This window comes from Microbacterium sp. CFSPD4_SD4 (assembly GCF_057364585.1).
The window spans coordinates 104,257-123,317 of sequence record NZ_JBNFOC010000006.1; the positions used below are offsets into that span (position 1 = coordinate 104,257).

Here is a 19,061-nt window from a genome sequence, read left to right on the forward strand (position 1 = left end):
TGCTGTTCGACGTCTCCTCGGTCGAAACAGGTTAGGCTTGGTGGTCGAGAGTGTGCGGGCCCGAGCGCATCCTGCGTCGTGCGTCCGCATCGGAGATCTTCAGCGATGAAAGAGGGCGATAGAGCGTGTCGAACCAGGTGACCGGCGTCGGTGGCGACGGGGGGTTCGGAGCCAATTCCTGGCTCGTCGAAGAGCTCTACGAGCAGTTCAAGGAGAACCGCGACTCGGTCGACAAGGAGTGGTGGCCCATTCTGGAGAAGTACCACTCCGAGACCACGGCCGCCGGAGGCGCTGCCGCTCCCGCCGCGACCGCGGCCCCGGCGCACCCCGTGACCGCTCCCATCCCCGTGATCGGAGCACAGCCCGTCGCCCGCACCACCGCGAAGCCGGCGGCGGCCGCGCCGATCCCCGCCCAGGCGCCGAAGCCGAAGCAGGAGTCCAAGGAGACGCAGCAGCCGTCCGAAGAGGACAAGGTCACCCCGCTGCGCGGTCTGCCGAAGACCCTCGCCGCGAACATGGACGAATCGCTCACCGTCCCCACCGCGACGAGCGTCCGCACGGTCCCGGCCAAGCTGATGATCGACAACCGCATCGTCATCAACAACCACATGGCCCGCACGCGCGGCGGCAAGGTCAGCTTCACCCACCTCATCGGCTGGGCGCTCATCCGCACCCTCGACGAGTTCCGCAGCCAGAACGTCTTCTACGCCGAGATCGACGGCAAGCCCTCCGTCGTGGCCCCGGCGCACGTCAACCTCGGCATCGCGATCGACCTGCCCAAGCCGGACGGCACCCGCGCCCTCATGGTCCCGAGCATCAAGCGTGCCGACACCATGACCTTCACCGAGTACCTCGCCGCCTATGAGGACCTCGTCACCCGCGCCCGCGCCAACAAGCTCACCGCCGCCGACTTCCAGGGCACCACGGTCTCGCTCACCAACCCGGGCGGCATCGGCACGGTGCACTCGGTCCCGCGTCTCATGAAGGGCCAGGGCTGCATCATCGGCGCCGGCGCCCTCGAGTACCCCGCCGAGTTCCAGGGCGCGAGCGACAAGACGCTCAACGAGCTCGCGATCGGCAAGACCATCACGCTCACGAGCACCTACGACCACCGCGTCATCCAGGGCGCCGGCTCCGGCGAGTTCCTGAAGAAGGTGCACGAGCTGCTCATCGGGCAGCGGGGCTTCTACGACGACATCTTCGCGGCGCTGCGCATCCCGTACGCGCCCATCCGCTGGAACCCCGACATCGCGGTCGACCTCGCCGAGCGCGTCGACAAGCAGTCGCGCGTGCAGGAGCTCATCAACTCCTTCCGCGTGCGCGGCCACCTCATGGCCGACATCGACCCGCTCGAGTACCGTCAGCGCTCGCACCCCGACCTGGAGATCGAGAGCCACGGCCTGACCTTCTGGGACCTCGACCGCGAGTTCGTCACGGGCGGGTTCGGCGGACGCCGCGTCGCCAAGCTCCGCGACATCCTCGGCGTGCTGCGCGACTCGTACTGCCGCACTCTCGGCATCGAGTACATGCACATCCAGGACCCGGAGCAGCGCCGCTGGTTCCAGGAGAAGGTCGAGGTCAAGTACCAGAAGCCCGGCCATGACGAGCAGCTGCGCGTGCTGCGCAAGCTCAACGAGGCCGAGGCCTTCGAGACCTTCCTGCAGACGAAGTTCGTCGGCCAGAAGCGCTTCTCGCTCGAGGGCGGCGAGTCGCTGATCCCCCTCCTCGACGAGATCCTCCAGGGCGCGGCCACGGCCGGTCTGGAGGGCGCCGCGATCGGCATGGCCCACCGCGGCCGCCTGAACGTGCTCACCAACATCGCCGGCAAGACGTACGGCCAGGTCTTCCGCGAGTTCGAGGGCACGCAGACCCCCGGCAACCAGCGCGGCTCGGGCGACGTGAAATACCACCTGGGCACCGAGGGCACGTTCGTCGCCGACGACGGCTCCGCGCTGCCGGTGTACCTCGCCGCCAACCCCTCCCACCTGGAGACGGTCGACGGCGTGCTGGAGGGCATCGTCCGCGCCAAGCAGGACCGCAAGCCCATCGGCACCTTCGCCTGGCTGCCCATCCTCGTCCACGGCGACGCGGCCTTCGCCGGCCAGGGCGTCGTCGTCGAGACCCTGCAGATGTCGCAGCTGCGCGGCTACCGCACGGGCGGCACGATCCACGTGGTCGTCAACAACCAGGTCGGCTTCACCACGACGCCGAGCGACGCCCGCACCTCGGTCTACGCCACCGACGTCGCCAAGACGATCCAGGCGCCGGTCTTCCACGTGAACGGCGACGACCCCGAGGCCGTCATCCACGTCGCGCAGCTCGCGTTCGAGTACCGCGAGCGCTTCCACCGCGAGTCGTGATCGACCTCGTCTGCTACCGCCGACGCGGGCACAACGAGGGCGACGACCCCTCGATGACGCAGCCGCTGATGACCGACCTCATCCAGGCGAAGCGCTCCGTCCGCCGCCTGTACACGGAGTCCCTCGTCGGTCGCGGCGACATCACCGAGGAGGAGTACGACGAGGCCAAGGCCGACTTCCAGAACCGTCTGGAGATCGCCTTCGCCGAGACGCACGCCGCCGAGACCGGCGCGACCCCGATCGCCCCCGAGGAGGCCCCGCAGGTCGAGGACCAGGTCGGAGCCCCCGAGGTCACCGGTGTCCCCGCCGAGGTCATCCGCCTCATCGGCGACGCGTTCGTGAACAAGCCCGAGGGCTTCACGGTGCACCCGAAGATCCAGCAGCTGCTGGAGAAGCGCCTGGACATGAGCCGCAACGGGAACATCGACTGGGGCTTCGGCGAGCTGCTCGCCTTCGGCTCGCTCCTGGTCGAGGGCACCCCGGTGCGCCTCGCCGGCCAGGACTCGCGACGCGGGACCTTCGTGCAGCGGCACGCGGCGCTCCACGACCGTGCGAACGGCCAGGAGTGGCTGCCGCTGTCGAACCTGTCCGACGCGCAGGGCCGCTTCTTCGTCTACGACTCCCTCCTCAGCGAGTACGCCGCGCTCGGCTTCGAGTACGGCTACTCCGTGGAGGCGCCGGAGGCCCTGGTCCTGTGGGAGGCGCAGTTCGGCGACTTCGTCAACGGCGCCCAGTCGGTCATCGACGAGTACATCTCCGCCGCGGAGCAGAAGTGGGGTCAGCAGTCCAGCGTCACGCTCCTGCTCCCCCACGGCTACGAGGGCCAGGGACCGGACCACTCCTCCGCACGCATCGAGCGGTTCCTGCAGCTGTGCGCGCAGGACAACATGATCGTGGCCCGTCCATCGACCCCGGCGTCGCACTTCCACCTGCTGCGCCGGCAGGCCTACGCCCGTCCGCGCAAGCCGCTCATCGTGTTCACGCCGAAGGCCATGCTGCGCCTGCGCGGCGCGACGAGCCCGGTGGAGGCGTTCACCGGGGGCCGCTTCGAGCCGGTCCTCGACGACGACCGCGGTCTCGACCGTTCCGCCGTGAAGCGCGTGCTCGTGCACAGCGGCAAGGTGCACTGGGACCTCCGCGCCGAGCTGGAGAAGAACCCGAACCCGGAGATCGCCCTGGTGCGTCTGGAGCAGCTCTACCCGACGCCCATCGACGAGCTGAAGAAGATCACCGACTCGTACCCGAACGCCGAGCTCGTGTGGGTGCAGGAGGAGCCGGAGAACCAGGGCGCCTGGCCGTTCCTGGCTCTGGCCTTCGCGGACGTCCCCGGCGACCGCTCGTTCCGCCCGGTCTCGCGTCCGGCGTCGGCCTCGCCGGCGACGGGATCGTCCAAGGTGCACGCGACCGAGCAGGCCGCGCTCATCCGCGCGGCGGTCACCCTGGGCTGACCGCCTCTCTGACGACGAAGGGCGCCCCGGCTTCGGCCGGGGCGCCCTTCTCGGTCCGTGGGTCAGTACCAGATGTCGAGGGAGGGCGCCGGGAAGGCGACGAACGCACGGTCCAGTGCCTCGACGGCGTCCACCGGGCCCGTGATCCGGCCCGCTCCGTGCAGCGCGGCGACGCGGATGCTGCCGGCGTAGATCGACGAGAGCGCGGAGACGTCGAGGACGAGGTCCGCCTCGGCGCCCGGAGCGTCCTCGATGTGCGCCCGCCCCTCTGGGTCGACGCGCAGGCGCCAGGTGCCCGCGGCGAATCCCAGGGGGTCCTCGATGCGGAGCACGGTGTCCAGGGGCGCGGCGTAGGTCCGGGCCGTGAGCGCGGCGGGGACGTCCAGGACGCGGAGCCAACCGTGGTCGTGAACCTCCTGGGTGACGCCGCGCGGGTCCGCGACCAGCCACGGCAGGGCGTCGTCGAGCGGTCGGAGATCGGCGGTCACCTCGTCGACGAGGTCGTGCTGCAGCGCGAACCGCCACAGCGCAGCCGTCGCTTCCGCCGTCTCGCCGACGAGCAGGCGCACGTGCGCTGCGAACCGGAACGTGCCGCCGCGCTCGCTGAGGTGGAAGGCCATCACGCCGCGCACCTGACCGGACTCGTCGCGATAGCGGACGCCGCGCACCCGATCCCGGTCGGTGTCGGTGCTCGCGAGCCCGCTGATGCCCGCCCAGCGGGCCGCCCACCCCGGGACCTGACCGGACCGCGCGGTACGGGCGCGCTCGTGCGCCTCCGCCAGCGCCTCGGCGAGCTCCTCGCGCTCGAGGTACTCCACGCGGCCGGCCGGGACGGGGCCCGCCCAGCCGGCGCGGCGCACATCCACGGTGAACCGCGCCACGGGGACGGCGGAGCCGAAGCCGTACCGGCCGTAGATCGTCGCCTCGGACACCGTGAGGCCCGCGACGGGGAGGCCGGCATCGACGGCGGCGCGCAGCTCGCCCTCCAGCAGGGCGCGCGCGATGCCACGGCGGCGGTGCGTGCCGGCTACGGTGACCCCGCTGATCGCCCACATCCCGATCTCGCCGCCGGGGATCGTCAGCGGCGTCACCCAGGAGTCGATGGTCGCCACCGGGAAGCGGTCGGCCGGGGCGTCGGGCTCGTACACGCCGATGTTGCGCCGGCTCCTCAGCGTGCCCACGCCCTCCTCACGAGCCGCCTCCGAGGGGTCGGCGCCGAGGAACCCGCGGGCCATCGCCCGCTGGAAGGCGGCGACGCGCGTGGAATCCGTCGTATCGAGGACCCGGTACTCGAGGCCCTCCCCCGCGAGGCGGTCGACGGACGTCTGGTCAGCGGGGATCCCGCGCGCATCGATGAGGGCCATGCACACAGCCTACGGGCGGTCTCCGACGCTCCGCGCCCCGGGGCGCTCAGTGCTGCGCGGCCTGGACCTCGCGGAGCCGGGCGAACACCTGGTCGCGCAGCTCCTCCGGAGCGGTCTCCTTGCAGGCGCGGGCGATGACCTCGGTGAGGGTCGTCGCCACCAGAGCCTCGTCCCGGCACGCCGGGCAGTTCTCCAGGTGCTCGCGGATCTCGGCGTGCTCGGTCTTGCACACCTCGTTGCGGAGGTACTCCTCCAGATCCTGACGGGCCTTGTCGCAGCCGCAGTCGCTCATTTCTTGCTCCTCGGGTCAGCCGCGGCGATTCCCCGCTCCGCGGCGTAGTCGGCCAGCAGCTCCCGCAGCATCCGCCTGCCACGGTGCAGACGGCTCATCACGGTGCCGATGGGGGTCTTCATGATGTCGGCGATCTCCTGGTACGCGAAGCCCTCGACGTCGGCGAGGTACACCGCGAGCCGGAAGTCCTCCGGAACCGCCTGCAGGGCGTCCTTCACGACCGACGCCGGCATGCGGTCGATGGCTTCCGCCTCTGCCGACCGGCTGTGCGAAGCGGTGGTCGACTCCGCGCCGCCGAGCTGCCAGTCCTCGAGCTCGTCGATGGTGCCCTGGAAGGGCTCGCGCTGCCGCTTGCGGTAGATGTTGATGTACGTGTTGGTGAGGATGCGGTACAGCCACGCCTTGAGGTTCGTGCCCTGCGCGAAGGTCGACCACGAGCCGTAGGCCTTGACGAAGGTCTCCTGCACGAGATCGGCAGCGTCAGCGGGATTGCGCGTCATGCGCATCGCGGCGGCGTAGAGCTGGTCCATGAAGGGGAGCGCCTGCTCCTCGAACTCGCGCCGAGGGTCGCCGACGGTGGCTGCGGTTGCGGTGTCGTCCATCACCGGCCAGTCTAGGCGGCTGAGGTCGATCACCTCGCGTTCCAGCGTCGCAGGCATCCTCTTCCCTTCGCACGGGGGCCGCCTCTCACGAGGACGGCGTTGCGTTTACTAAGGTGAGAACCGATGAGCGCCAAAAGGTATTCCCCCACCCGTGTGCAGGGCGCCTACCCCGCGCCCACGATCGACGGCCCGGTGCACGCCGAGCTCACGATCCCCGGCTCCAAGTCCCTCACGAACCGCGAGCTCCTCATCGCGGCAATCGCGGACGGCCCCGGCCGCCTGATCGCGCCGCTGCACTCCGACGACTCGCAGCGCATGGTGGAGGCCCTCCGCGCGCTCGGCGTCGGCATCGAGGAGGTCGACGCCGGTCATGAGTTCGGTCCCGACCTCGTGATCACGCCCGGCAAGCTCCGCGGCGGCACGACGATCGACTGCGGCCAGGCCGGGACCGTCATGCGCTTCATCGCACCGCTGGCCGGCCTCGCGGAACAGGACGTCCACCTCACCGCGCACGAGACGGCTCTGCACCGGCCCATGGGCGGGCTCATCAGCGCCCTGCGCGACCTCGGCGTCGACATCGACGACGAGGGCACCTGGGCCCTCCCGTTCACCATCCGCGGCCACGGCCACATCCGCGGCGGTCGCGTGGAGATCGACGCGTCGGCCTCCAGCCAGTTCGTGTCCGGGCTGCTGCTCGCGGCCCCGCGCTTCGACGTCGGCCTGCACCTCGTGCACACGGGCGAGCGGCTGCCGAGCCTGCCGCACATCGACATGACCATCGAGGCCCTGAGCCGCCGCGGCATCCGCATCGAGCGCCCCGCGGTGGGCGAATGGCTGGTGGAGGCCGGAGTCCCCCGCGCCAAGGAGATCCCGATCGAGCCGGATCTCTCCAACGCCGCCCCGTTCCTGGCGGCGGCCCTCGTCGCCGGAGGCTCCGTCGCGATCACCGGCTGGCCGGCGCACTCGACCCAGCCCGGAGCGATGCTCCCCGAGATCCTGCAGGCAGCGGGTGCACACGTCAGCCGTCACGGCGGCGTGCTCACCGTGCGGGCCGGTTCCGGAATCCGCGGACTGGATCTCGATCTCTCCGCCGCCAGCGAGCTGACGCCGACCCTCGTCGGTCTCGCGGCCTTCGCCGACGGCCCCACGACCATCCGCGGCATCGGCCACATCCGTCTTCACGAGACCGACCGGATCGCGGCGCTCGTCGGGAACCTGCGCGCGCTCGGCGGAACCGCCGAGGAGCTCCCCGACGGCATCCGCATCGTTCCCGGTCCACTCCGGGGCGGCACCTGGGCCGCGCACCACGACCACCGGATGGCGACGACCGGCGCGCTGATCGGCCTCCGCGTCCCCGACGTGGTCATCGACGACATCGGCACCACCGCCAAGACCCTCCCGGAGTTCACCATGCTCTGGGAGCGGATGCTGCGAGGCTGACGGGTGAGCTGGCTGAACGACGACGACCTCGAGGACGACTTCGAGGACTACGACGAGAGCAGCATCCGCACGCGTCCGAACCCGAAGGCCAACCGGCCGCGCACCAAACGCCGTCCTGCGCACGAGGATGCGCAGATCGGCCGCGTCCTCGGCGTCGACCGTGGCCGGTACTCCGTGCTCCTCGACGAGGACACCCCGCAGGAGCGCACGATCACCGCAGCGCGCGCGCGGGAGCTGCGGCGCACGCCGATCGTCACGGGCGACCGGGCCCGCGTCGTCGGCGACACCTCGGGCGACGAGGGCACGCTCGGCCGGATCGTGGGCATCGTCGAGCGCACCTCGCTCCTCCGCCGCAGCGCCGACGACACCGACGAGGTCGAGCGGGTGATCGTCGCGAACGCCGACCAGATGCTCGTCGTCGTCGCGGCGGCCGACCCCGAGCCCCGCGCCCGGCTCGTCGACCGCTACCTCGTCGCCGCACTGGACGCCGGCATCCGTCCCCTCCTGGTCGTGACGAAGACCGATCTCGCCGACCCCGCGCCGTTCCTCGCGCACTTCGAGGGCCTCGATCTCCGGGTCTTCACGAGCGCACAGGACGAGATGCCGGTCGACGAGATCGGCGCCGCACTCATCGGCCACTCGACGGTGTTCGTCGGACACTCCGGTGTCGGCAAGTCGACGCTGGTGAACGCCCTGGTGCCGACCGCGGGCCGCGCCACCGGACACGTGAACCAGGTCACCGGCCGCGGGCGACACACCTCCTCCTCCACCGTCTCGCTACGCTACGAGAGCGCCGACGGCTCCGGCTGGGTCATCGACACCCCCGGCGTCCGCTCCTTCGGCCTCGGGCACGTCGACCCCGCGAACATCCTCGCCGCCTTCACCGAGCTCGCCGTCATCGCCGAGGACTGCCCGCGCGGCTGCACCCACCTCCCCGACGCGCCGGACTGCGCCCTCATCGAGGCGGCGGAGCGCGGCGAGCTGAGCGAGACGGGCGCGCCCGGCTGGACTCCCTGCAGCGCCTCCTGCAGACCTTCGCCGACAAGGCGGAGCAGCCCCCCGGACGATAGGCTGGACGGGTGACCGAACGCCTGGAAACCGGAACCGCCGCCCCCGACTTCTCCCTGCTCGACCAGGACGGGAACACCGTCCGCCTGGCCGACCTCCGCGGCACGAAGACGGTGCTGTACTTCTACCCGGCCGCCATGACGCCGGGGTGCACGACGGAGGCCTGCGACTTCCGCGACAGCATCTCGTCGCTGCAGGGCGCCGGGTATCAGGTCGTCGGCGTCTCGCGGGACGAGCCGGCGAAGCTCGCCGCCTTCCGCGACCGCGACGGCCTCACGTTCCCGCTGCTCAGCGACCCCGACCACGCGGTACACGAGGCGTACGGCGCCTGGGGCGAGAAGATGAACTACGGCAAGCTCGTCGAAGGCGTGATCCGCTCGACGTTCGTCCTCGACGAGGACGGCGTCATCACGAGCGCGCAGTACAACGTGAAGGCCACGGGCCACGTCGCGCGGCTGCGCAAGCAGCTCGGCATCGACGCCTGAAGGGTCGGGTCCCGCTCACTCCGCTTCGCGGCGTGAGCCCTCCCGGCGTGCGCTCGCGATGAGGAGCGCGAAGCCCGCGACGGCCGGGATGCCGAGTCCGAGCACGAAGGCCCACGGGATGGGCGGCAGCGTGAGGGCACCGAGCGCCAGGGCGATCGCGAGGACCTGGAACACCACGCCCCCGGAGCGCGCCCAGGAGCGTCCCGCGCGGGTGCCGAACGCGAAGGCCGCGAGTGCGGCGGCGCCGATCAGCGTCAGGACGATGAGAGCGATGGCCGTCGGCAGCGACGCGGCGTCCCCCGCCCCGAGTCCGGCCATCTCGATCGCGGCGAACACGAGCAGGGCGACGGCTTCCACCGCCAGCACGGCGGCGGCGGCGCGGGCGATTCCCGGTGCGCGCACGGGTGTCCTCCCGGGGATCCAATGACGAGAAAACCCTTGATTTCAGGGTATTCATGTAACAGAATAGAGAAAGTCATGTGCTCCCACAGCGGCGTGGGGCGAACGTTCGCGTTCGCATCACAATCAGCGGGCATCCGCCCGTATCTCAACAGGGTAGCGGAACCCGAACCGTCACCCGAATCGAGAGGTCGCATCGCGACATCTCATGAAATCCACACCGAGGAGCCCCCATGGACTGGCGTGACAAGGCCGCCTGCCTGACCGTCGACCCCGAACTGTTCTTCCCCGTCGGGAACACCGGCCCAGCCGTCGACCAGATCGAGAAGGCCAAGACGGTCTGCGCGACCTGCACGGTCACCGAGATCTGCCTGCAGTACGCCCTGGAGACCAGCCAGGACTCCGGCGTCTGGGGCGGCCTCTCCGAGGACGAGCGTCGCGCTCTCAAGCGTCGCGCGGCCCGCGCCCGCCGCGCCTCCTGAGATTCACGGAAGCGGCCTGAGACCCGGTCTCAGGCCGCTTCTGCGTGCACGGGCGGGCTCAGCGCTCCAGCCAGCGCAGCGGGATGTCGATGACCACCTCGGTGCCCTCGCCCTCGCTCCCCTGCCAGTCGATGGTGCCGCCGAGCTCGCCCTGGATGAGGGTGCGGATGATCTGCGTCCCCAGACCCTGCCCCACCCGACCCTCGGGAAGCCCGTGACCGGTGTCGCGCACCGTCACCCGGAGGTTGTCCTCCGTGCGCTTCGCATCGATCGTGACGACGCCCTCCTGTCCGGCGAGACCGTGCTCGACCGCGTTCGTCACGACCTCCGTCAGCGCCAGCGCCAGCGGGGTGGCGTACTCGCTGGGGAGCACACCGAAACGCCCCGTGGACTGCGTGCGCGCTCGGGTGTTCGGCGCCGAGGCGACCTCGGCGACGAGCTTGAGGACCCGGTGGAAGACCTCGTCGAAGTCGACCTTCTGCGTGAGGCCCTGCGCGAGCGTGTCATGCACGACCGCGATGGCGTCCACGCGGCGCATGGCCTGGGTGAGGGCGTCGCGCGCCTCGTCGGAGTGCGTGCGCCGCGCCTGGATCCGCAGCAGCGAGGCGACCGTCTGCAGATTGTTCTTCACCCGGTGGTGGATCTCGCGGATCGTCGCGTCCTTGGTGATGAGCTCCTGCTCCTGGTGACGCAGCTCCGAGACGTCGCGGCACAGCACGATCGCTCCGATGCGCGTGCCGTGGTCCTTCAGCGGGATCGCGCGCAGCGAGACGGTCACCCCCCGCGCCTCGATGTCGGTGCGCCAGGGAGCGCGCCCCGTCACCACGACGGGCAGGGACTCGTCGACCTGACGGGACGGCGGGACGAGCCGGGTGGTCACCTCGGCCAGGGACTCCCCCTCCAGCTCGTCGTCGAATCCCATCCGGTTGAACGCGGAGAGCGCGTTCGGGCTCGCGAACGTCGTGATGCCGTCGACGTCGATGCGGATCAGGCCGTCCGACGCGCGGGCGCCCGCGTCGAGGCGACGTCGGCGCGGCCGGGTCGGGGAAGCTCCCGTCGGCGATCATGCGGAACAGGTCGTTGGCGCACTCGTCGAAGGTGATCTGCTGACGGGAAGGGGTGCGGACCTCGCCGAGGTTCGTGTGCCGCGTCACCACGCCGATCACGCGGGGAGCCTTGTCCTCTCCGCGACGCTCGATCACGATCGGCACCGCACGCACCCGCGTCGGCGTCTCCTCAAACCAGTCCGGCGAGGACGAGTCCACGATCTCCGCGGACTCGAAGGCGCCCTGCACCTGCGTCCGCCACTGGGGCCGCACGCGCTCGCCGACGATGTCGCGGTAGAACAGCGTCGCCGCGCCACTGGGCCGCGCGTGCGCGACGGCGATGAAGGAGCCGTCCTCGGTCTGGATCCACAGGACGATGTCGGCGGAGGCGAGGTCGGCGAGGAGCTGTCCGTCACCGGCGAGCCGATGCAGCCACTCCACGTCGTCGTCGGTCAGAAGGCCCTGGGCCTGGGCGAGATCACTGAGGGTTGGCACCTCCCCAGCCTAGAGTCCCGCACCTCAGAGGATGGCGAGCGACGTCGCGCGCCACCGGTGGTCGACCCCTTCCAGCCGGAGGGCCACCGCGCGCGTGCGCCCCGGCCCCGCCACCACGACGACCGCCTCGACGATGCCGTCGCGCGGATGGGTCACCCGCACGGTGCGGATGACGAAGGTCGGCCGGGCCGGCGGCACCCCGCGTGCGCTGCGGGCGCGAGCGGCGAGGTTCGCACGGGTGACGAGGCTGCGGTACGCCTCCTCGCTGAACCACCGCGCCAGCTGATCCACCTCGCGGATCCCGGCGAGCGCCTCGAGCGCGCCGCGCGTGAGACTCCGGACCAGGAGCGCGGGGTCGGGAAGCTGATCGGCGGGGGTGGGCTGTGGTCCGAAGAACTCGGCCAGCATCATCGGGTTCTCCCCTCGAAGGCGTCGGCGAGACGTCAGTAGACCACGGCGTGGACCGCCGGCGGGGACGACGGCGAAGGTCTGTGGACAACCCGTACGCGACGGTGCCGATGTGGATAACTCGGGTGCGGCGGCGCGCGGCCGTACGCTCGGTCGGATGCACTGGGAATCCCTCTTCGACGACCTGGAAGGGCAGCTCGCCGCGGAATGGGAGGCGGAACGCGCCGCTCGCGACGCCGAGTCCGAGCGCCTCCGCATCGCCCGGCTCGATCTCCGCTCGCGTCTGCGGCACCTGTGCGCGGCGCAGGCCGAGGCGATCCTCCACCTCGCCGACGGCGCCAGGGTGCCCGTGGGGCTGCGGTCGCTGGGTGTGGACTGGGTGGCCGCGCTCCCCCGGGTGCCGCAGGGCGCACGGTTGCAGAGCGCCGTCCTGCTGGTCCCGGTGGCGGCGGTGCGCGGGCTCACGGTCGACCACGGGGCGATGCTGGCGAGCCTCGCCGCGGAGAGCCCCGGCGCGCCGACGCTGCGCGAGCGGATGACGTTGGGCTTCGTGCTCCGCGACCTCGCCCGGCGTCGCCTCCCCGTGCAGCTCCGGCTGCTGGTCGGGGACGACCTGCACGGCACCATCGACCGTGCCGCCGTCGATCACCTGGATCTCGCCGAGCACGACAGCGGCGCTGCCCGCCGCGCGGATGCGGTGCACGGCTTCCGGATGGTGCCGTACGCCGCGCTCTCCGCGGTGCGCGTCCTCGGCACCGCGTCGATCTGAACGCTCACGCGAAGGGCGTGACCGAACGACCCAGAGCTCCGGGAAGCTGGCCGCCTGCGACTGCCGCCACAGCGCCATGCGCCGCGCCTCCTCCGTCTGCGCGGCGAGATACTCCTCGATGCTCGGCTCCTCGATGCGCCACCGGGCGGGTGCCCCGAGCGGGGCGCCGCGCAGATGCCCGGCGTGCACGAGGGCGATCACCTCGTCGATGTCGATGCTCAGCAGCTCGGCGACCTGGGCGGGCGCGAGGAAACGGGGGGTCTGCGGGTGCGGGGGTGTCATGCCCTCATTCTGGGCGGCCGTCCGGCACGGTGTCGGAGATCGGCGGGACCTTGTGGATAACTCGGTCGCCCCGGACGGCGTTTCTGTGACGATGTCGCCATGGCCCCGCTCTTCCGCTCCCCTCGTCGCCGCCTCCGGGGCGACCTCCGCTTCGCGGTCGGCATCGTCCTCGTGCTCGCCTCGGTCGCCGGCGTCTGGTCCATCGTCACCGCTGCGGACCAGGCGAGTCCCGTGCTCCAGGCCCGGCGCACGATCGTCCGCGGCGAGGTCCTCCGTGCCTCCGACTTCCAGACCGTCGACGTGGCGCTCGGGGCGGTCTCCGACGACTACCTCCGGCCGGAGCAGCTCGCCGCGGGGCGGATTGCGGCCCGCACCCTGACGAAGGGCGAGCTCCTGCCGCGGACGGCGACGGCCGGGGCGGAGAGCAGCCGCACGACCACGGTCGTCGTCGAGAGCAGCGTCGCTCTCCCGGAGGATGTGGCGACCGGCACGGAGGTCGAGGTCTGGCAGGCGCCGCTGCGCGACGACGGCCGCTCCTACGACGAGCCGCGCATCCTCGTCGGGGACGTCGCGGTCCGCACCGTCCTCGAACCGGACGGGCTCCTCGCCGACGGGGCGGCGGAGGTCGAGATCGTGATCGACCGCAGCGACGTCGCCGCCGTGCTGGGCGCGGTCACCGGCGGGGCGGCGCTCTCCGTCGTCCCCGTCGGGTCCGGATCGTGAGCGTCGTCCTCCTGGCCGTGGCCGCACCCCGCGTGGATGCGCTCGTGGCGGAGCTGGAGTGGGAGGGCATCACGGGGATAGCCCTGCCGTCCGCCGCGCCCGCGGCCCTCATCGCGCGCCTGCAGCCGGACGTGGAGGCGGTGGTGGTACCCGCGACCAGGGAGACGCTGACGGTCGAGCTGCGGGCGGCCTGCGACCGCGCGGGCGTCCGCATCCTCACGCTCGGCGACCCGGAGAGCCGAGCGGTGGCCCGGCTCGGGCTCGCCCCGCCACTGCGCACCGATGCGGCGGGCTGGGAGATCGCCGCGGCACTGTCCGCGGATGCGCTCGACGCCCCGCGACTGCCGCTCTCCCCGTCGCGCATCACGACGGTCTGGGGCCCGCACGGGGCGCCCGGACGGTCGACGGTCGCGATCCAGCTCGCCGTCGAGCTCGCCCGTCGCGGTCGGCGGACAGCCCTGGCCGATGCGGACACCGTGGCTCCCTCGCTCGCCCTGCTCCTGGGCATGGACGACGACGCCCCGGGGCTCGCCGGAGCCTGCCGCCGCGCGGGGACCGGGGCGCTGGATCCCGCGGAGCTCTCCCGGCTCTCGGTCCGGCTGCTCGCCGGCGGCACCGAGGTCGACGTACTCGCCGGGCTCAACCGTCCGAGCCGCTGGCCGGAGCTGTCGGATGCGCGGCTGCGGGCGGCCCTCGAGGCCTGCCGCACCTGGCGGGACGAGACGATCGTCGACGTCTCCGCGGCGATCGACGCCGACGACGAAGCCACCCATGATGTCGTCGGCCCCCGTCGGCACGCCGCGACCACCGCGGCACTGGGCGCAGCGGACCGGGTCGTGGCGGTGGCTCCCGCCGACCCGGTGGGGATCAGCCGTTTCCTCCGCGGCCACGCCGAGGTCCGCCGCCTCGTGGGGCGGACGCCGATGACGGTGGTCGTCAATCAGGTGCGACCGGGACCCCTCGGCCTCGACGCCCGGAGTCAGATCCGTCGCACGCTGGAGAGGTTCGCCGGCCTCACCGACATCGCCTTCCTGCCCTACGACCGTCGTGCCGTCGATGCGGCGCTGCTCCACGCCCGGCCGATCTCCGACGTCGCCCCGCGCTCGACGATGGTCGCCGCCGTGCGCCGGCTGGCGGCCGACCTCGATGCGTCCGTGCCCGCGGAGGCTACTGCCGGTAGCTCGACAGGAAGTTCCCGAGTCGCTCGACGGCTTCGCTCAGCACTCGCGGCTCTGGCAGGGTCACGAGGCGCAGGTGATCCGGCGTCGGCCAGTTGAAGCCCGTCCCCTGCACGAGCAGGATGTGCTCGGATACCAGCAGGTCGTAGACGAGCTTGGCGTCGTCGCGGATCTCGTGCACGTTCGGGTCCAGTCGCGGGAAGGCGTAGAGCGCACCCTGGGGCTTCACGCAGGACACGCCGGGGATGGCCTCCAGCCCCTCCCAGGCGATGTCGCGCTGCTCGTGGAGCCGCCCGGTCGGGGCGATCAGGGCGTCGATCGACTGCACCCCGGACAGCGCCGCCTGCACGGCGTGCTGCGCCGGGACGTTCGGGCAGAGCCGGGTCGAGGCCAGCAGCGTGATGCCCTCGATGAAGCCCTTGGCGTGGTCCTGCGGTCCCGTGACGACCATCCAGCCGGACCGGTAGCCGGCCACGCGGTACGTCTTGGAGAGCCCGTTGAACGTGAGGCAGAGCAGGTCGGGGGCCAGGGTCGCCGTCGGGATGTGCACGGCGTCGTCGAACAGGATGCGGTCGTAGATCTCGTCGGAGAGGATGAGCAGCTGGTGCTCGCGCGCGATCTGCACGAGGCCCTCCAGCACCTGCCGGGAGTAGACCACGCCGGTGGGGTTGTTCGGGTTGATGATCACGAGCGCCTTGGTCCGCGGCGTGATCTTGGACCGGATGTCCTCGAGGTCGGGCTGCCAGCCCTGCTCCTCGTCGCAGAGGTAGTGCACGGGCGTGCCGCCCGCGAGGCTCGTCATGGCTGTCCAGAGCGGGTAGTCGGGAGCGGGGATGAGGACCTCGTCCCCCTCGTCCAGCAGCGCCTGCATGGTCATGGTGATCAGCTCGGACACGCCGTTGCCGAGGTAGACGTCGTCGGGATCGAATCGGGGGAACCCGTCGATCTCCTCGTACCGGCTCACGACGGCACGCCGGGCGGAGATGATGCCCTTGCTGTCGCTGTAGCCGTGGGCCGTGGGGAGCGCCGCGAGCATGTCGTGCACGATCTGGTGCGGGGCGTCGAAGCCGAAGATCGCGGGGTTGCCGGTGTTGAGCTTGAGGATCCGGTGGCCCTCTGCTTCCAATCGCGCCGCCTCAACGAGGGCGTTTCCGCGGATCTCGTACAGGACGTTCTTGAGCTTCGACGACTGGTCGAAGGTGCGCGATGGTGTCATCGATCAAGCCTACAGGGACGACAGGAGGGCCAATCCGCACGGACTGGCCCTCCTCGTCACCCGAAGGCTATTTCTTCTTCTTGCTCTGCGCGCGCGCTGCTCGCGGTTGCCCGCCGCCGGGGCGGCCGGCTCCGTGCGCTGGCCGAAGGCGCCGCGCGGGCCTCCTCCGGCTCGGCCTGCTGCGGAGCCTGCGCCCGGGCCGCGGCCTGGCGCATCCGGTCGGTCGCGGCCTGCTGGACCTGCCCGCGGTCGTTGCGGACCTCGACCTCGCCGGCGTCGTTCGCCGCCGAGTACTCCAGGCGCTGCTCTCCGCCGTCGGTGGCGAGCCCCTTGGCCTCGACCTCCGCCGTCTCGGCGTCGCCGGCGCGACGGACCTCGACCTCGAGGTTGTAGAGGTAGCCGACCGACTCCTCCTTGATCTGGCCCATCATCGACTGGAACATCGCGTAGCCCTCGCGCTGGTACTCGATGAGCGGATCGCGCTGCGCCATCGCCCGGAGGCCGATGCCGTCCTTGAGGTAGTCCATCTCGTACAGGTGGTCGCGCCAGCGGCGGTCGAGCACCTGCAGGACGACGCGACGCTCGAGCTCCCGGGTCGCGGCCTCGCCCAGCGACTCCTCGCGCTTCTCGTAGGCGATCTTCGCGTCCGACAGCAGCTCGCGCGTCAGGCCCTCGGCGGTGATGCCGCCCTTGCGTCCTGCGGCCTCCGACACGACCTCGTCGATCGTGACGCTCACCGGGTACAGGGTCTTCAGCTCGGTCCAGAGGGCGTCGAAGTCCCAGCTCTCGTTGTGGCCCTCGCCGGTGTGGTCCTTCACGACGCCGCTGATCGCGTCCTCGATGAAGTGCTGCACCCGATCGGCGATGTCGTCGCCCTGGAGGATGTGGCGGCGGTCGGCGTAGATCGCCTCGCGCTGACGGTTGAGGACGTCGTCGTACTTGAGGACGTTCTTGCGCATCTCGGCGTTGCGGGCCTCGACCTGCGACTGGGCGCTGCGGATCGCCCGGGACACGAGACCCGACTCGATCGGCACGTCGTCGGGGAAGTTCGTGCGGGCGAGGATCGCCTCGGCGGCGCCGGACTGGAACAGCCGCATGAGGTCGTCGGTGAGGCTCAGGTAGAAGCGGCTCTCGCCGGGGTCGCCCTGACGACCGGACCGACCGCGCAGCTGGTTGTCGATGCGGCGCGACTCGTGGCGCTCGGTGCCGAGCACGTAGAGGCCACCGGCCTCGATGACCTTCTCGGCCTCCTCCTCGACGACCTTCTTCATGGTCTCGTAGGTCTCGTCCCAGGCGACCTCGTACTCCTCCGGCGTCTCCACCGGGTCGAGTCCCTTCGCCTTCAGCTCCTGCACCGCGAGGAACTCGGCGTTTCCGCCGAGCATGATGTCGGTGCCTCGGCCGGCCATGTTCGTGGCGACCGTCACGGCGCCGAGGCGGCCGGCGCGGGCGACGATCTCCGCCTCACGGGCGTGGTTCTTCGCGTTCAGGACCTCGTGCTTGACGCCCTTCTTGGCGAGCAGGCGCGACAGGTACTCGCTCTTCTCGACGCTGGTGGTGCCGACCAGCACCGGCTGCCCGCTCGCGTGGCGCTCGGCGATGTCTTCGACGACCTGCGCGAACTTCGCCGCCTCGTTCTTGTACACCAGGTCCGGCTGGTCCTTGCGGATCATCGGCTTGTTGGTGGGGATCGGGATGACGCCGAGCTTGTACGTCGACATGAACTCGGCGGCCTCGGTCTCGGCGGTACCGGTCATGCCGGCGAGCTTGTCGTAGAGGCGGAAGTAGTTCTGCAGAGTGACGGTGGCGAGGGTCTGGTTCTCGGCCTTGACCGGCACCCCCTCCTTCGCCTCGATCGCCTGGTGGATGCCCTCGTTGTAGCGGCGTCCGACGAGGATGCGTCCGGTGTGCTCGTCGACGATCATGACCTCGTCGTTCATGACGACGTAGTCGGTGTCCTTCTTGAACAGCGCGAGCGCCTTGATCGAGTTGTTCAGGAACGAGATGAGCGGCGTGTTGGCGGACTCGTAGAGGTTGTCGATGCCGAGGTAGTCCTCGACCTTCTCGATGCCCGGCTCCAGGACGCCGACGGTGCGCTTCTTCTCGTCGACCTCGTAGTCCTCGCCGGCGACGAGCGTGCGCGCGATCTTGGCGAACTCCGCGAACCAGCGGTTCGCCTCGCCCGAGGACGGCCCGGAGATGATGAGCGGCGTGCGGGCCTCGTCGATGAGGATGGAGTCCACCTCGTCGACGATCGCGAAGAAGTGCTCGCGCTGGACGAGGTCCTCCTTGCGCCAGGCCATGTTGTCGCGGAGGTAGTCGAAGCCGAACTCGTTGTTCGTGCCGTAGGTGATGTCGGCCGCGTACTGCTCCCGGCGCACGGCGGGTGTCTGGCCGGAGACGATGATGCCTGTCGTCATGCCGAGGGCGCGGTAGACGCGGCCCATCAGCTCCGCCTGGTAGCTCGCGAGGAAGTCGTTCACGGTGATGACGTGCACGCCCTTGCCCGCGATGGCGTTCAGGTAGGCGGGGAAGGTGGCGACGAGCGTCTTGCCCTCACCGGTCTTCATCTCGGCGATGTTCCCGAGGTGGAGGGCGGCGCCACCCATGATCTGCACGTCGTAGGCGCGCATGCCGAGCGTGCGCTTGGCGGCCTCGCGCACCGCGGCGAAGGCCTCGGGCATGAGCTGGTCGAGCGTCTCACCCTTCTCGTAGCGGGCGCGCAGCTCGGCGGTCTCGTTGCGCAGCTCGTCGTCCGTGAGCTGGGAGATGTCCTCCTCGAGGGCGTTCACCGCCTTCACCACCTGGTTCAGACGGCGGATGATCCGCCCCTCACCTGCGCGCAGCAGCTTCTCAAGAGGATTCGCCACGGATGTCATCTCCCTGTCATTGGGTCATTCGCCGGCCGCCGTGAGGCGAGCGCCAGGCATACTTTGCCATGTTACCGGCCTGTGACCTCCACGTCGCCTGCATGGGTCCGCCGCGCCGCGTCCGGGAAATTGCC

General features: G+C 70.9%; 13 protein-coding genes and 3 pseudogenes. 8 read left to right on the top strand and 8 right to left on the bottom strand.

Annotated elements, in window-relative coordinates:
• Positions 1-125: 125 nt before the first annotated feature.
• A pseudogene (locus AC2W7E_RS10965) lies at positions 126-3,808 on the top strand (multifunctional oxoglutarate decarboxylase/oxoglutarate dehydrogenase thiamine pyrophosphate-binding subunit/dihydrolipoyllysine-residue succinyltransferase subunit).
• Between the two features lie 62 nt (positions 3,809-3,870).
• Here the strand turns inward: AC2W7E_RS10965 and AC2W7E_RS10970 are convergent.
• From AC2W7E_RS10970 to AC2W7E_RS10980, 3 genes are read right to left on the bottom strand one after another with little or no spacing between them, the layout of a single operon-like run.
• Entirely contained in the window at positions 3,871-5,172 is a 1,302-nt protein-coding gene (locus AC2W7E_RS10970; RefSeq protein ID WP_315104701.1) for a GNAT family N-acetyltransferase, read from the bottom strand.
• A gap of 46 nt (positions 5,173-5,218) precedes the next feature.
• Positions 5,219-5,464, bottom strand: coding sequence for a zf-HC2 domain-containing protein (locus tag AC2W7E_RS10975; RefSeq protein WP_025103064.1), 246 nt, complete (start codon positions 5,462-5,464; stop codon positions 5,219-5,221).
• Positions 5,461-6,066, bottom strand: coding sequence for a sigma-70 family RNA polymerase sigma factor (locus AC2W7E_RS10980; protein ID WP_200839056.1), 606 nt, complete (start codon positions 6,064-6,066; stop codon positions 5,461-5,463). The genes AC2W7E_RS10975 and AC2W7E_RS10980 overlap by 4 nt, the downstream gene beginning before the upstream one ends.
• A gap of 123 nt (positions 6,067-6,189) precedes the next feature.
• Between AC2W7E_RS10980 and aroA the strand changes: the two genes are divergently transcribed.
• The 3 genes and pseudogenes from aroA to bcp all read left to right on the top strand — a co-directional run bounded on the left by aroA (position 6,190) and on the right by bcp (position 9,059).
• Positions 6,190-7,506, top strand: coding sequence for a 3-phosphoshikimate 1-carboxyvinyltransferase (aroA, locus tag AC2W7E_RS10985; protein ID WP_315109845.1), 1,317 nt, complete (start codon positions 6,190-6,192; stop codon positions 7,504-7,506).
• Between the two features lie 3 nt (positions 7,507-7,509).
• Positions 7,510-8,576 (top strand): annotated as a pseudogene (gene rsgA, locus AC2W7E_RS10990) (ribosome small subunit-dependent GTPase A).
• Between the two features lie 9 nt (positions 8,577-8,585).
• Positions 8,586-9,059 carry a thioredoxin-dependent thiol peroxidase gene (bcp, locus tag AC2W7E_RS10995; protein WP_102208316.1) on the top strand — a complete coding sequence of 158 codons (474 nt, stop codon included), beginning with the start codon at positions 8,586-8,588 and terminating at the stop codon, positions 9,057-9,059.
• A 15-nt stretch (positions 9,060-9,074) separates the two neighbouring features.
• Here bcp and AC2W7E_RS11000 read toward each other — a convergent pair whose 3' ends face one another.
• Positions 9,075-9,461 carry a hypothetical protein gene (locus AC2W7E_RS11000; RefSeq protein ID WP_085607177.1) on the bottom strand — a complete coding sequence of 129 codons (387 nt, stop codon included), beginning with the start codon at positions 9,459-9,461 and terminating at the stop codon, positions 9,075-9,077.
• Positions 9,462-9,691: 230 nt separating this feature from the next.
• Here AC2W7E_RS11000 and AC2W7E_RS11005 point away from each other — a divergent pair, with 230 nt between their 5' ends.
• Positions 9,692-9,940: a WhiB family transcriptional regulator gene (locus AC2W7E_RS11005; RefSeq protein WP_017203224.1), complete on the top strand. Its 249-nt coding sequence runs from the start codon at positions 9,692-9,694 to the stop codon at positions 9,938-9,940.
• A 58-nt stretch (positions 9,941-9,998) separates the two neighbouring features.
• On the opposite strand, the pseudogene AC2W7E_RS11010 reads toward AC2W7E_RS11005, so the two are convergent.
• Both AC2W7E_RS11010 and AC2W7E_RS11015 read right to left on the bottom strand, forming a co-directional pair.
• Positions 9,999-11,481: pseudogene (locus AC2W7E_RS11010) on the bottom strand (sensor histidine kinase).
• 24 nt (positions 11,482-11,505) lie between these two features.
• Entirely contained in the window at positions 11,506-11,892 is a 387-nt protein-coding gene (locus AC2W7E_RS11015) for an Rv3235 family protein (RefSeq protein ID WP_485989093.1), read from the bottom strand.
• A 154-nt stretch (positions 11,893-12,046) separates the two neighbouring features.
• On the opposite strand from AC2W7E_RS11015, the gene AC2W7E_RS11020 reads away from it, so the two are divergent.
• The 3 genes from AC2W7E_RS11020 (at position 12,047) to AC2W7E_RS11030 (ending at position 14,940) form a co-directional block, all read left to right on the top strand.
• Entirely contained in the window at positions 12,047-12,658 is a 612-nt protein-coding gene (locus AC2W7E_RS11020; RefSeq protein WP_126894370.1) for a hypothetical protein, read from the top strand.
• Positions 12,659-13,039: 381 nt separating this feature from the next.
• Complete coding sequence (locus tag AC2W7E_RS11025) at positions 13,040-13,663, top strand: SAF domain-containing protein (RefSeq protein WP_303708222.1); 624 nt, start codon at positions 13,040-13,042, stop codon at positions 13,661-13,663.
• On the top strand, positions 13,660-14,940 hold the full coding sequence (locus tag AC2W7E_RS11030; protein WP_485989094.1) for a CpaE/TadZ family protein: 1,281 nt from the start codon (positions 13,660-13,662) through the stop codon (positions 14,938-14,940). Before AC2W7E_RS11025 ends, AC2W7E_RS11030 begins: the two co-directional genes overlap by 4 nt.
• Here AC2W7E_RS11030 and AC2W7E_RS11035 read toward each other — a convergent pair.
• Entirely contained in the window at positions 14,831-16,057 is a 1,227-nt protein-coding gene (locus tag AC2W7E_RS11035; protein WP_062635128.1) for a pyridoxal phosphate-dependent aminotransferase, read from the bottom strand. The genes AC2W7E_RS11030 and AC2W7E_RS11035 overlap by 110 nt on opposite strands.
• 56 nt (positions 16,058-16,113) lie before the next feature.
• Entirely contained in the window at positions 16,114-18,927 is a 2,814-nt protein-coding gene (gene secA, locus AC2W7E_RS11040) for a preprotein translocase subunit SecA (protein ID WP_485989095.1), read from the bottom strand.
• Positions 18,928-19,061 lie beyond the last annotated feature (134 nt).